11 protein-coding genes and 1 pseudogene are annotated in these 12162 nt (G+C 73.7%); 8 read left to right on the forward strand and 4 right to left on the reverse strand.

From position 1 onward, the window contains the following. The 5 genes and pseudogenes from ACFFCA_RS18955 to ACFFCA_RS18975 all read left to right on the forward strand — a co-directional run. A pseudogene (locus ACFFCA_RS18955) lies at window positions 1-314 on the forward strand (hypothetical protein); the annotation flags it as partial. Then, window positions 307-1602, forward strand: a complete 1296-nt coding sequence (locus ACFFCA_RS18960; protein ID WP_375487690.1) for a class I SAM-dependent RNA methyltransferase — start codon at window positions 307-309, stop codon at window positions 1600-1602. The pseudogene ACFFCA_RS18955 and the gene ACFFCA_RS18960, both read left to right, overlap by 8 nt. Before the next feature lie 55 nt (window positions 1603-1657). Then, window positions 1658-3610 (forward strand): 1-deoxy-D-xylulose-5-phosphate synthase, encoded by a 1953-nt coding sequence (gene dxs / locus ACFFCA_RS18965; RefSeq protein ID WP_375487692.1) that lies wholly within the window; start codon window positions 1658-1660, stop codon window positions 3608-3610. A 15-nt stretch (window positions 3611-3625) separates the two neighbouring features. Next, complete coding sequence (locus ACFFCA_RS18970; RefSeq protein WP_375487694.1) at window positions 3626-4327, forward strand: response regulator transcription factor; 702 nt, start codon at window positions 3626-3628, stop codon at window positions 4325-4327. A 29-nt stretch (window positions 4328-4356) separates the two neighbouring features. Next, window positions 4357-5547, forward strand: coding sequence for a sensor histidine kinase (locus ACFFCA_RS18975; protein WP_375487696.1), 1191 nt, complete (start codon window positions 4357-4359; stop codon window positions 5545-5547). A gap of 60 nt (window positions 5548-5607) precedes the next feature. Here the strand turns inward: ACFFCA_RS18975 and ACFFCA_RS18980 are convergent, their stop codons facing one another. The 4 genes from ACFFCA_RS18980 to ACFFCA_RS18995 all read right to left on the reverse strand — a co-directional run bounded on the left by ACFFCA_RS18980 (window position 5608) and on the right by ACFFCA_RS18995 (window position 8807). After that, entirely contained in the window at window positions 5608-6531 is a 924-nt protein-coding gene (locus ACFFCA_RS18980) for an HAD family acid phosphatase (RefSeq protein WP_375487698.1), read from the reverse strand. 101 nt (window positions 6532-6632) lie between these two features. Continuing rightward, the gene (locus ACFFCA_RS18985; protein WP_375487701.1) at window positions 6633-7970 is read right to left on the reverse strand and encodes an HRDC domain-containing protein; all 1338 of its coding nucleotides are present in this window, start codon (window positions 7968-7970) and stop codon (window positions 6633-6635) included. Between the two features lie 4 nt (window positions 7971-7974). Next, on the reverse strand, window positions 7975-8571 hold the full coding sequence (locus ACFFCA_RS18990; protein WP_375487711.1) for a DUF3000 domain-containing protein: 597 nt from the start codon (window positions 8569-8571) through the stop codon (window positions 7975-7977). 23 nt (window positions 8572-8594) lie between these two features. Beyond that, window positions 8595-8807, reverse strand: a complete 213-nt coding sequence (locus tag ACFFCA_RS18995) for a hypothetical protein (protein ID WP_375487703.1) — start codon at window positions 8805-8807, stop codon at window positions 8595-8597. Window positions 8808-8943: 136 nt separating this feature from the next. Here ACFFCA_RS18995 and hemE point away from each other — a divergent pair, with 136 nt between their 5' ends. From hemE to hemQ, 3 genes are read left to right on the forward strand one after another with little or no spacing between them, the layout of a single operon-like run. Then, on the forward strand, window positions 8944-9966 hold the full coding sequence (gene hemE / locus ACFFCA_RS19000) for a uroporphyrinogen decarboxylase (RefSeq protein ID WP_375487705.1): 1023 nt from the start codon (window positions 8944-8946) through the stop codon (window positions 9964-9966). After that, window positions 9963-11366: a protoporphyrinogen oxidase gene (hemG, locus tag ACFFCA_RS19005; RefSeq protein WP_375487707.1), complete on the forward strand. Its 1404-nt coding sequence runs from the start codon at window positions 9963-9965 to the stop codon at window positions 11364-11366. Before hemE ends, hemG begins: the two co-directional genes overlap by 4 nt. Window positions 11367-11370: 4 nt before the next feature. Then, a complete protein-coding gene (gene hemQ / locus ACFFCA_RS19010) occupies window positions 11371-12063 on the forward strand; it encodes a hydrogen peroxide-dependent heme synthase (RefSeq protein ID WP_375487709.1) in 693 nt (230 codons plus the stop codon). Window positions 12064-12162 lie beyond the last annotated feature (99 nt).

Here is a 12162-nt window from a genome sequence, read left to right on the forward strand (position 1 = left end):
TCACCAAGCAGGGCAAGGGCTCGTTCTCGATCGGCGTGATGAAGCCCGACGGCTCCGGCGAGCGCCTGCTCACCGAAGGTTTCCACAACGAGGGGCCGACCTGGGCGCCGAACGGCCTGTTCCTGATGTTCTTCCGCGACCCCGGCGGCGGCGGCAGCCCGCGCATCCTGATGACGGACGTGTTCGGGCGGCAGGAGCAGCCGGTGCCGACCCCGGCCGCCCCGCCCGTCACCCTGCCGGACGCGAGGGTCTCTGACCGCGGGGTCGCTGACGGCGGCGTTGCCGACGGCGGGGTGCCGATCCGCCGTGGCTGAGCGCGGCCCGCTGGCCGGCGCCACCCTGGAGCTCGACATCGGCGGACCGGCCCACGGCGGTTCCTGCGTCGCCCGGCACGAGGGTCGCGCCGTGTTCGTCCGGCACGCCCTGCCGGGGGAGCGGGTACGGGCGCTGGTCACCGAGGACCGCGGCGGGTCGTACTGCTTCGCCGACGCCGTCGAGGTGCTGACCGCCTCGCCCGACCGGGTCGAGCCGCCCTGCCCGCACGCGGGGCCGGGCCGCTGCGGCGGGTGCGACTGGCAGCACGCATCGGCGCAGGCCCAGCGGGTGCTCAAGGAGACGGTGATCCGCGAGCAGTTCACCCGGCTGGCGAGGTTCGAGCTCGGCGACCTGCTCGCCGGAGTCGAGGCGTTGCCGGGCGGGCTGCTCGGGTGGCGCTCGCGCATCCTGTGGGCCCTCGACGACCGGCCCGGGACGGACGGCGGCCACGGCCTGCGCCGGCACCGGTCGCACACCGTCGAGCAGCTGGACCACTGCCCGCTCGCCCAGCCGGCGATCGCGGCCTTCCCCTCGACCGGCGAGCTGACCCCCCGGGCCACCGGCCTCGAGCAGGTGGCCGGCGACGGTGACGAGACCACGCTGCTGGTCCACACACCGGGCGGCGGCCGGCAGGCCCGCGGCCGCCGGCCCCCGGACCGGGTGCGTGTCGTCCGCGGACCCGAGGTGCTGCACCACGAGGTCGACGGCCGGAGCTTCGGCGTGCAGGCCGGCGGGTTCTGGCAGGTGCACCCGGCGGCGGCCGCGACCTTCGTCGACGCCCTGCTCGCCGCCGTCGCGCCGGGCCCCGGTGAGCGGGTGCTCGACCTGTACGCGGGCGCCGGCCTGCTGACCGCCGCGCTCGCCGACGCCGTCGGCCCGCTCGGCGCGGTGCTCGGCGTCGAGTCCTCGGCGGCCGCGGTCGGCGACGCGGAGGCGAACCTGGCCCACCTGCCGCAGGCACGCGTGCAGCGGGCTCGCGTCACCGCCGAGTCACTGGTCGCGCCGGACGGGCCGCTGGACCCGGCGGCCGAACGCTTCGACGTCGTCGTCCTCGACCCGCCCCGCGCCGGCGCCGGACGCGAGGTCATGCAGGCCCTGCTGGACCACGCGCCCCGGGCGATCGGGTACGTGGCCTGCGACCCGGCGGCGCTCGCCCGCGACGTCGCCGTGGCCCGGTCGGCCGGGTGGCGGCTGACCTCCGTGCGGGCCTTCGACGCGTTCCCGATGACCCACCACGTCGAGTGCGTGGCCCGCCTGGAACCACCTGCCGCCAACCCCGGCCCGTGACCCGCCGGAGCGCCACACGGGGCGGTCCCGGCGCCGGAGCCGTACGATCTACCCCGTGACGCGAGTTCTCGAACGGCTTGGCTCTGCAGCAGATCTGCGCGCACTCGACGGTCCCGCGCTGGCCGGTCTCGCGGCTGAGATCCGCGACCTGCTGGTGCAGACCGTCGCGCGCACGAGCGGCCACCTCGGACCCAACCTCGGCGTGGTCGAGCTGACGATGGCCCTGCACCGGGTCTTCGACTCGCCGACCGAGCCGATCCTGTTCGACGTCGGCCACCAGGCCTACGTCCACAAGATCCTCACCGGTCGCGCCGAGCAGATGCCGACGTTGCGCCAGGGCGGCGGGCTGTCCGGCTACCCCAGCCGGGCCGAGAGCGCGCACGACTGGATAGAGAATTCCCACGCCTCCACCGCGCTGTCCTACGCCGACGGGCTCGCCAAGGCCTTCGAGGTGCGTGGCGAGCGACGCCCGGTCGTGGCCGTCGTCGGCGACGGCGCGCTGACCGGAGGCATGTGCTGGGAGGCGCTGAACAACATCGCGGGCGCCGACCGTCCCGTCGTCGTGGTCGTCAACGACAACGGGCGCAGTTACTCGCCGACCGTGGGCGGCCTGGCGAGGCACCTCGCCGCGCTGCGGCTGCGCCCGGGTTACGAGCGGGTGCTCGGCAACGTCCGCGACGCGCTGGAGAAGACCCCCGTCGTCGGCCAGCCGATCTTCGACGCGCTGCACGGCATGAAGCGCGGCATCAAGGACCTGCTGCAGCCGCAGAGCATGTTCGAGGACCTGGGCCTGAAGTACCTGGGCCCGGTCGACGGCCACGACATCGCCGAGGTGGAGAACGCGCTCCGCCTCGCGCGCGGGTTCGACGGCCCGGTCATAGTCCACTGCTTCACCCGCAAGGGTTACGGCTACGCGCCGGCCGAGAACGACGTCGCCGACCAGATGCACCAGTCCGGCGGGTTCGACCCGGCGACGGGCCTCGCCCGGCCGAGCACCGGCCGTTCGTGGACCGCGGCGTTCGGCGACGAGCTGGTGCGCGTCGGGGAGCAGCGTGACGACGTCGTCGCCATCACCGCCGCGATGTGCAACCCGACGGGCCTGGGTGGCTTCGCCGAGCGCTTCCCGCAGCGCTTCTACGACGTCGGCATCGCCGAGCAGCACGCGGTCACCTCGGCGGCCGGGCTCGCCATGGGCGGCATGCATCCGGTCGTCGCGCTGTACGCCACGTTCCTCAACCGCGCGTTCGACCAGCTGCTCATGGACGTCGCGCTGCACCACCTGCCCGTCACCTTCGTCCTCGACCGCGCGGGCGTCACCGGCCAGGACGGCGCGAGCCACAACGGCATGTGGGACCTCGCCATCCTCGGCGTCGTGCCCGGCATCCGGATCGCGGCACCGCGCGACGAGCAGACGCTGCGCGAGCTGCTGCGCGAGGCCGTGTCGGTCGACGACGGCCCGACGGTTGTGCGCTTCCCGAAGACCGCGCTGCCTGAGCCGATCCCCGCCCTGCGCCGGCACGGCACCGTCGACGTGCTCGCCGAGCCGGACGCCGACGCGCCGGTCGACGTGCTGCTGGTGGCCGTCGGCTCGCTTGCGGTCGAGGCCCTGGACGCCGCGGCCTCGGTGCGCCGCGCCGGGTTCACGGTGCGGGTCGTGTCACCGCGCTGGGTCACACCCGTCGACCCGGCCCTGATCGAGCTGGCGACCGGCGCCGGGCTCGTCGTCACCGTCGAGGACGGCGTGGTCACCGGCGGCGTCGGAACCCGCGTCTCGCAGGCCCTGCGCGACGCCGGGCGGCTCGATCCCACCCGCGAGATCGGCATACCTGTACGTTTCCTGGAACACGACAGCGTGGCCGGTGTGAAGGCAGCGGTCGGGCTCACCGCCCAGGACATCGGGCGGCGCGTCGTCGAGTGGGCAGCCGCGGAGAACGGCCCGGGGGCGGACGACGACACGTCGTCCGAGCAGGACGTAGCAGCACACCGCGTCGAATCCGACGCGGACTAGGGGGAGGAACACGACATGCGCATCCTCGTGGTGGAAGACGAGGTACAGCTCGCCGAGGCGGTGGCCCGCGGGTTGCGCCGGGAAGGCATGGCCGTCGACGTCGCGACCGACGGTGACGACGGCTACCGCAAGGCGGCGCTGACCCGCTACGACGTCGTCGTGCTCGACCGCGACCTGCCGGGCCTGTCCGGCGACGAGATCTGCCGACGCCTGCGCGACGAGGACATCCTCACGCGCGTCATGATGCTGACGGCCAGCGGCACCGTCGAGGACAAGGTCACCGGGCTCGGCCTCGGCGCCGACGACTACCTCGCGAAGCCGTTCGCCTTCCAGGAGCTCGTCGCCCGTGTGCGGGCCCTCGGCCGCCGCACGACCCCGGCCGCGCCGCCCGTCCTGCAGGCCGGCGACATCGAGCTCGACTCCTCCAAGCGCACGGTCACCCGGCGCGGCGAGCACGTCGACCTCACCCGCAAGGAGTTCGGGGTCCTGGAGACGCTGATGACCTCGCAGGGCGCGGTGGTGAGCAGTGAGGAGCTGCTCGACCGGGTCTGGGACGAGAACGCCGACCCGTTCACGACCACCGTGCGGGTGACCATGATGACCCTGCGCCGGAAGTTGGGTGAGCCGGCCATCATCGACACCGTGGTCGGCTCCGGTTACCGCATCGATCCGTCCGTGCTCGAAGCGGTCAGTGAAGGAGCCGGGAAGGCCCAGTGAGCCTCTTCCGCCCTACGCTGCGCGTTCGCATGGCGCTGCTGTACGGCGGACTTGTGCTCCTGGTCGGGGTGTCGCTGCTCGCGACCAGCGTGATCCTGCTGCGGCAGGCCATCTCGCCCCGGTCGATCAACACCTCGAACCTGTACCGGCAGGCCCCGGACGGGCCGGGCGGGCGCACGCGGTACGTGAAGGTCGACAGCTCGACCTTCGTCGAGCAGGCCCGCTCGGACGCGACGCACTACCTGTTCACGACCGGGCTGCTGTTCTTCGCGATCATCGTGGTGGTCGGGTCGATCGGCGGTTACATGCTCGCCCGCCAGTCGCTGCGTCCCATCGCCCGGCTCACCCAGACGGCGCGGGCCCTGTCGACGGAGAACCTGGACCAGCGCATCAACCTGGGCGGCCCCGAGGACGAGCTGCGGGAACTTGCCGACACCTTCGACGACATGCTCGGTCGGCTGGACGCCGCGTTCGACAGCCAGAAGCTGTTCGTCGCCAACGCCAGCCACGAACTGCGCACGCCGCTGTCGGTGATCCGCACCGAGCTCGAGGTGACGCTCAGCGACCCGGACGCCGACACGGCCGAGCTGCGCCGCATGGGCTCGGTCGTCGCCGACGCCACCGACCGCGCGCAACGCCTCGTCACGTCGCTGCTGACGCTCGCCCGGCTGCAGGCCGTGGGTGGCAGCGGGCTCGAGGTCACCGAACCGGTCGACCTCGCGTGGCTCGTCCCGCCGGCCATGAACGCGGTGGCGGCCGAGGCCGACGCCAAGGGCATCCGCATCGAGACCGAGGTCGAGTCGGCGTCCGTCCTCGGCGACCCCCGGTTGCTCGAACGCCTCATCGGCAACCTTGTCGAGAACGGCATCCGGCACAACGTCCCGGACGGGTGGTTGCGCATCACCACCGGCCAGTCGGCCAACAAGGCGTGGCTGCACGTGGCCAACGGCGGGTCGGTCATCTCCTCCAGCGACGTCGAGCGGCTGTTCGAGCCGTTCCGGCGGGGCGGCCGGGTGCGGACGGCCACCCGCGGTGCGGGTCTGGGCCTGGCCATCGTCAAGCTCATCGTCGAGTCGCACGGCGGCAAGCTGACGGCGGCGGCGCCCCCGTTCGGCGGGCTCTCGCTACGTATAGACCTGCCCCGTGACGCCGCCGAGGGCACGTCCGTCCCGGCCCGTGCCGGCGCAGACGCGGAATCACGAGCCGTCACCCGCGGCTGACACCGGACAGCGCCGAACCGTCCGGTCGGGACGGTTCGGCGCTGTCGGTGACGTGCGAGGTCAGGGCAGGTAGTACATCGGGTTCGGCAGCTTGAACCCGCGGTCGGCGTAACCACCCTTGAGGTCGCTGTACTGGTCACCGAAGTTGGCGACGATGTCGTAGCCCAGCGACTCGATGTAGCGGCGGGTGATCGACTTGTACTGGATCGTCGTGCAGCTCGGGTTGGTCGCGGTCGGCGCGGCCACGTAGCAGGAGCTGTAGATCGGCTTGGTCAGGTCCTTCAGGTACACCTGGCTGTCGACCACCGGGTAACCCACCTTGGTGAGGTTGGCGTCGGTGCCGGTGCGCTGCGACTCCGGACGTCCGGTCAGGAAGAAGACGGTGTAACCCTCGGCCTTCGCCTTGTTCACCAGCTGCACCATGTGGAACACGGCCGGGAAGGCGCCGCTGTTGACGAACGCGGCGTTCTGCGCCGGGTTGTAGACGAAGTTCGAGTAGATCTCGTAGTTGTAGGTGTTCAGGGTGGTGTCGTCGACGTCCAGCACGATGGCCTTCTGCGCCTTCCGTGCCTTCTGCGCCTTGGTCCCTGCGGCGCCACCACCGTTCGGGTGCGCCAGGTAGCGCAGCGCCGTCTTGGTGACGCGGCCCATCTCCTTGTCGTAGGCACCGCCGACGGACGGGTAGTGCAGCACGGTGTCGGCGCCGTCGGTGGTCACCGGGTCGATCGCCGGGGCGCCGGCCAGCGGCGTCGTCGTGTCGCCGTAGTAGCCCTTGATGGCTGTCTTGACCTGATCGATGTTCTGTATCTGGTCGGCACGCGTCGGGTTGGTCGGCGGGGCGGGTACGGACGGGCCCCCGCGGGAGCCGGACGCGGCGGCGGTGCCGGCGGCCACGAGGCCGGCGATGCCGAGCGCGGCGACCCCGACGGTGACCGAGGTGGGTAGGGCCCGCAGCCGGCGTGGCAGGGCGGAGAGGCGGTTCATCGACACGGCCTTTCGTAGGTGCGATTCGGGACAGGCACACCTTTCCGGACTTCGGGCCGCTCCGCCAACCCCGGGTGACCGCCGCAGGATGCGGCAGCGGGTCAGGCGGGAGCGGGGAGGACCGCGGCCAGCGGGGCGGCGGTCAGCCCCACCTGCCACGGACGGGCGCCGAGCTCGGCCAGCCGCTCGGCCACGGCGTCGGGCGTGGGGGGAGGCGGCTCCCAGCACAGCCGCCGGATGACGTCGGAGGCGAGCAGGTTCTGGGCCAGGACGGTGTGCTGCTCGGCCAGTGCGGTGACTTCCTCGCGGGCGCGCGCCAGGCGGGCGGCGGCCTCGGGGTCCCGCTCGCGCCAGCGGGACGGCGCCGGCATCCCGCCGTCACCGGTGCCGCTCGTGATCGGGGGCAGCTCGGCGTCGGGCAGCGCACGGGCCCGGGCGACGGCGCCGAACCAGAGGTCCCCGCGCCGTCGTTGCCGCGGACCGCCGAAGACGGGCAGGGCCGCCAGGTCCTTGGCCGATGCCGGTGCCGTGCGCGCCGCGTCGACGATGGCGGCGTCGGGCAGGACGCGCCCGGGTGCGATGTCGCGGTCGGCGGCGTAGGAGTCACGCGCCTGCCACAGCTCGCGGACGGTGGCGAGCTGGCGGCGGTTGCGCAGCTTGTGGATGCCCGACGTGCGCCGCCAGGGGTCGACGCGGGGCGGTGGCGGCGGGGCGAGCCGGACGGCCTCGAACTCCTGGCGCGCCCACTCGGTCTTGCCCGCCTCCTCCAGCAGGCCGGCGAGCGTGTCCCGCAACGGCACGAGCAGCTCGACGTCCAGGGCGGCGTAGATCAGCCAGTCGAAGGGCAGGGGGCGGGTGGACCAGTCGGCGGCGGAGTGACCCTTCTCCAGCCCGACGCCCAGGTGCTTCTCGACCATCGTGCCGAGCGCGACCCGCTCGTCGCCGAGCAGTCGGCCGGCCAGCTCGGTGTCGAACAGCCGCGCCGGGCGCATCCCGACCTCGGCCAGGCACGGGAGGTCCTGGGAGGCGGCGTGCAGGATCCATTCCGCGTCGCCGATGGCGTCGTGCACGCCGCCGAGGTCGGGGAGCGCGATCGGGTCGATGAGCGCGCTGCCGACGCCGGCGCGCCGCAGCTGCACCAGGTAGGCGCGCTGGCTGTAGCGGTAGCCGGACGCGCGCTCGGCGTCGAGGGCGACCGGTCCGGTGCCGGTTGCGAGGGAGGTCTCCAGCGCCCGCAGACGAGCGTCGTCGACCAGCGGCTCGGGCACGCCGTCGCGCGGTTCGCGCAGGACCGGTACCGGCGGGGGCTCGGGGTCGGCTTCCGCGGTGACGTTCGTGCCCGGGTCGGCGTCGGACGAGGTGTCGTCGGAGTCGCCCGTGCTGCCTGTCCCGTCCGTGCTGCTTGTCCCGTCCGTGCCGCGTGTGCCGCCTGTGGTCACCGCGTCAGCTCGGGGACAGGACGGTGACACCCTCCGGCGGCAGGCCCGCCGCCGTGCACAGCAGGTCGACGAAGGCGAGCAGGTGCGGCCCGAGGTCGGGGTGATCGGCCGTCCAGGACGCCCGCATCTCCAGCGACACCGTGGTGGCCGGGCCGGCGAGGTCCCCGAACCGGGTGGAGGTGGTCTGGGTGACGGTGCCGCCGGCGGCACGGTGCGCCGCGCCGCGCTCGACCAGGGCGTCGGTGAGCCAGCTCCACCCGACGGTCGGCAGCATCGGGTCGACACCCATCTGCTCGTCCAGCTCGGCGGAGGCGTAGGCGACCAGGCGCAGCACGCCGTCCCACGCGTCGTGGCCGTCCGGGTCGTGCAGCAGCACCAGGCGGCCGGAGGCCAGGTCGCCGCCGTCCGGGGCGATGATGTCGGCGCTCAGGGCCCAGCTCCACGGGGCGAGTCGTTGCGGGGGCCGCAGCGGCTCGATGACCACCTCGGCGCGGACCCTGGTGGCGCTCAGGCTGTCGACGGCGGCCACGAACACGGGCGGACGGGGGCTGGCCGGTTCGGGCGTCCCCGCGGCCCGCGGTGAACCCTGCTCGTCGGTCATGCCGGCCCCGGGCGGAGCGGTCGTCACGCCGCGCGCCGCGCGGGACGGCCGGGACGAGGGGCACTGCGAACGAACCCGGTGATCGACCAGTCGAGCAGCGCCGTGCCGCACTCGAGGCAGGCGAGGTCGGGGCAGCAGCCGTCGTGGCCGTCCGGGCACGGCGGGGCCTCGGCAAGGCTCTCGCGGGCACAGGTCGGACAGAACACGAACAGGGTCTCCTCGGTCGACAGCGACACGACAGACCTCCTCTCCGGCGCCGGGCGCACAGCGAGAACACCCGTGACTTGCCATCCAAGTTGCCACGCAGGGGCGACAGTTTCGGACAGGCGCGCCGAACAGACGTGCGAACCCGCGTGGGACGATGGCAGGGCTATGGCGCTCACCGATTCCCTGCTCGTCCGGGCCGCGACCGGCCGTCCCGGACCCCGCCCGCCGGTCTGGTTCATGCGCCAGGCCGGGCGTTCCCTGCCGGAGTACCGCGCCCTGCGGACGGGCTCCACGATGCTCGAGGCGTGCCGCACGCCCGAGCTGATCACCGAGATCACCCTGCAGCCGGTGCGCCGCCACGGGGTCGACGCCGCGATCCTGTTCTCGGACATCGTCGTGCCGCTCGTCGCCATCGGGGTGGGCGTCGACATCGTTGCCGGCGTCGGGCCCGTGGTCGACAAGCCCATCCGCGAACTCGCCGACCTCGACCGCCTGCGCCCGCTCGAGGCCGACGACGTCGCCTACGTCAGCCAGGCGGTGGGTGACCTGGTGCGCGAGCTCGGACCCGTGCCGCTCATCGGCTTCGCCGGCGCCCCGTTCACCCTGGCCAGCTACCTCGTCGAGGGCGGTCCGTCCAAGGACCATGCGCTGACCAAGTCCCTGATGCACAGCGACCCGCAGTTCTGGCACGCGCTGCTCGAGCGCCTGGCCGAAATCGCGCGCGCCTTCCTGCAGGTGCAGATCGACGCGGGCGCGTCGGCCGTGCAGCTGTTCGACTCGTGGGCCGGGACGCTCTCGCTGGCCGACTACGAGCAGTTCGTGCTGCCGCACAGCCGGGCCGTGCTCCAGCCCCTGGCCGGCACGGTGCCGCGCATCCATTTCGGCGTGAACACCGGCGAGCTGCTGGCCGCCATGCGCAGCGCCGGAGCCGACGTCGTGGGCGTCGACTGGCGGGTGCCGCTCGACGAGGCCGCGCGTCGCCTCGGGCCGGGCGCGGTCGTGCAGGGCAATCTCGATCCGGCCCTGCTCGGCGCCGGCGAGCAGGTCGTCGACGCCGCCGTCCGCCGCGTCGTCGCCCAGGGCCGGATCGCCGACGGCCACGTGTTCAACCTCGGCCACGGCGTGCCGCCCGGCACCGACCCGGATGTGCTCACCCGGATCGTCGAGACGGTGCAGAACTCGACATGAGGCTCCTGGTCGTGGGCGGCGGCATCTCGGGGCTCACCGCGGCGTGGGCCGGCGCCGAGGCCGGCTTCGAGGTCACCGTGCTCGAGGCGTCGGCGCAGGTCGGCGGCAAGCTGCGGACGGCCACGGTCGGCGGCGTCGAGCTCGACGTCGGTGCGGAGTCGGTGCTGACCACCCGTCCAGAAGCGCTCGACCTGATCGCCGAGCTCGGCCTGTCCGGTGAGCGCATCGCACCGTCGACGACGGCGGCGCGGATCCGTGCCGGTGGCCGCAGCCACCCGCTGCCGGCCCGGACGCTGCTGGGCATCCCCACCGACGTCGAGGCCGTGCAGGCGTCCGGTGCGCTGTCGGAGGGCGCAGTGGCCAGGCTCGCCGCCGAACCCGACCGGGAGCCGTTGGCGCCGCTGTCCGACGACGTCGCCGTGGGCGCGCTCGTCCGCGACCGGCTCGGCGACGAGGTCGTCGACCGGCTCGTCGAACCGCTGCTGGGCGGGGTCTACTCCGGACGCGCCGATCAGCTGTCGCTGCGCGCGACGGTCCCCACGCTCGCCGCGGCGCTGGCCGACGGGGGCTCGCTGCTGCAGGCCGCCCGCGGGGTCGTCGGGGCCGGTACCCGCCCGCCGTCGGGGTCCGTCTTCACCAGCCTGCGGGGCGGCCTGGGCCGTCTGCCCGCGGCGCTGGCCGGGTCCGGCCGCTTCGCGGTGCGCACGTCGGCCACGGTCCGCGAGCTCACCCGCACCCGCGCCGGCTTCGTCCTCACCGTGGGCGCCGTCCCGGTCGCGGAGCACCTGGAGGCCGACGCGGTCGTGGTCGCGCTGCCGGCGGCCAAGGCGGCCCGGCTGCTGCGCGGCCTCGTGCCGGACGCCGCGCGCGAGCTGGGCGGCATCGACAGCGCCAGCATGGCCATCGTCGCGCTGGCCTTCGACGGGGTGGAGGCACCCGCGGGCAGCGGCCTGCTCGTCGCCGCGGGGGAGCGGTTGGCCGTGAAGGCACTGACCCTGTCGACGAACAAGTGGCCGCTCGAGTCCGGCACCCGGACGGTGCTGCGGGCCTCGGTCGGACGGGCCGGTGAGACGACGGCGCTGCAGCTGTCCGACGATGACCTGGTCCGGCTCGTCCGCAACGAGCTGCGCCCGCTGGCCGGCATCGGCGCCGACCCGGTCGACGCCCTCGTCACCCGGTGGGGCGGTGGCCTGCCGCAGTACGGGGTCGGGCACGTCGAGCGGATCGGGCGCGTGCGGGACGCGGTCACGCGCGTACCCGGGCTGGCCGTCTGCGGTGCCGCCTACGACGGCGTCGGGGTGCCGGCGTGCATCGCGGGCGCGCGCACGGCGGTCCGCCAGGTCGTGACGCAGCTCGCGGACCGGCCGCGCACACCCGACCGTGTCGACGGAGGACACTAGAGCCATGGCCGAAGGAAAGTCAGCGCGCGAATTGAACACAGTCATCCGCTACACCGCGTGGTCGGTGTTCCGCGCGGCCCGTCCGCTGCCGCTCGACCGGGCGTCGATGGCGGTCGAGGTGCAGGACCTGTTCGACGACCTCGACCGCAAGGACATCCGCATCCGCGGCACCTACGACCTGTCCGCGCTGCGGGCCGACGCCGACGTCATGGTGTGGTGGCACGCCGAGACGTCCGACGAGCTGCAGGAGGCCTACTCGCGGTTCCGCCGCACCCGCCTCGGCGGCTTCCTCGAGCCGGTGTGGTCGAACATGGCGCTGCACCGTCCCGCCGAGTTCAACAAGAGCCACGTGCCGGCGTTCCTGGCCGACGAGCAGGCGCGCGCCTACGTCAGCGTCTACCCGTTCGTGCGCTCCTACGAGTGGTACCTGCTGCCCGACGAGGAGCGCCGCGCCCTGCTGTCCGAGCACGGGCAGATGGCCCGCGACTACAAGGACGTCCGCGCCAACACCGTCTCCTCGTTCGCGCTCGGCGACTACGAGTGGATCCTGGCCTTCGAGGCCGACGAGCTGCACCGCATCGTCGACCTGATGCGCCACCTGCGCGGATCGGGCGCGCGTCGCCACGTCCGCGAGGAGGTGCCGTTCTACACCGGCCGGCGGCGCAGCGTGGCCGAGCTGGTCGACGCGCTGCCGTAGCCCGGTAGGGCCGCCGCAGTCGTCGGGTCCGTGCGGTCGGTCAGCCGGGCGGGCGCGTCGCCTTGTCCTCGGGTCCGCCCCCGCCGGCCGGTGTAGAAC

This window comes from uncultured Jatrophihabitans sp., assembly GCF_964252635.1.
Taxonomy (GTDB): Bacteria; Actinomycetota; Actinomycetes; order Mycobacteriales; family Jatrophihabitantaceae; genus Jatrophihabitans.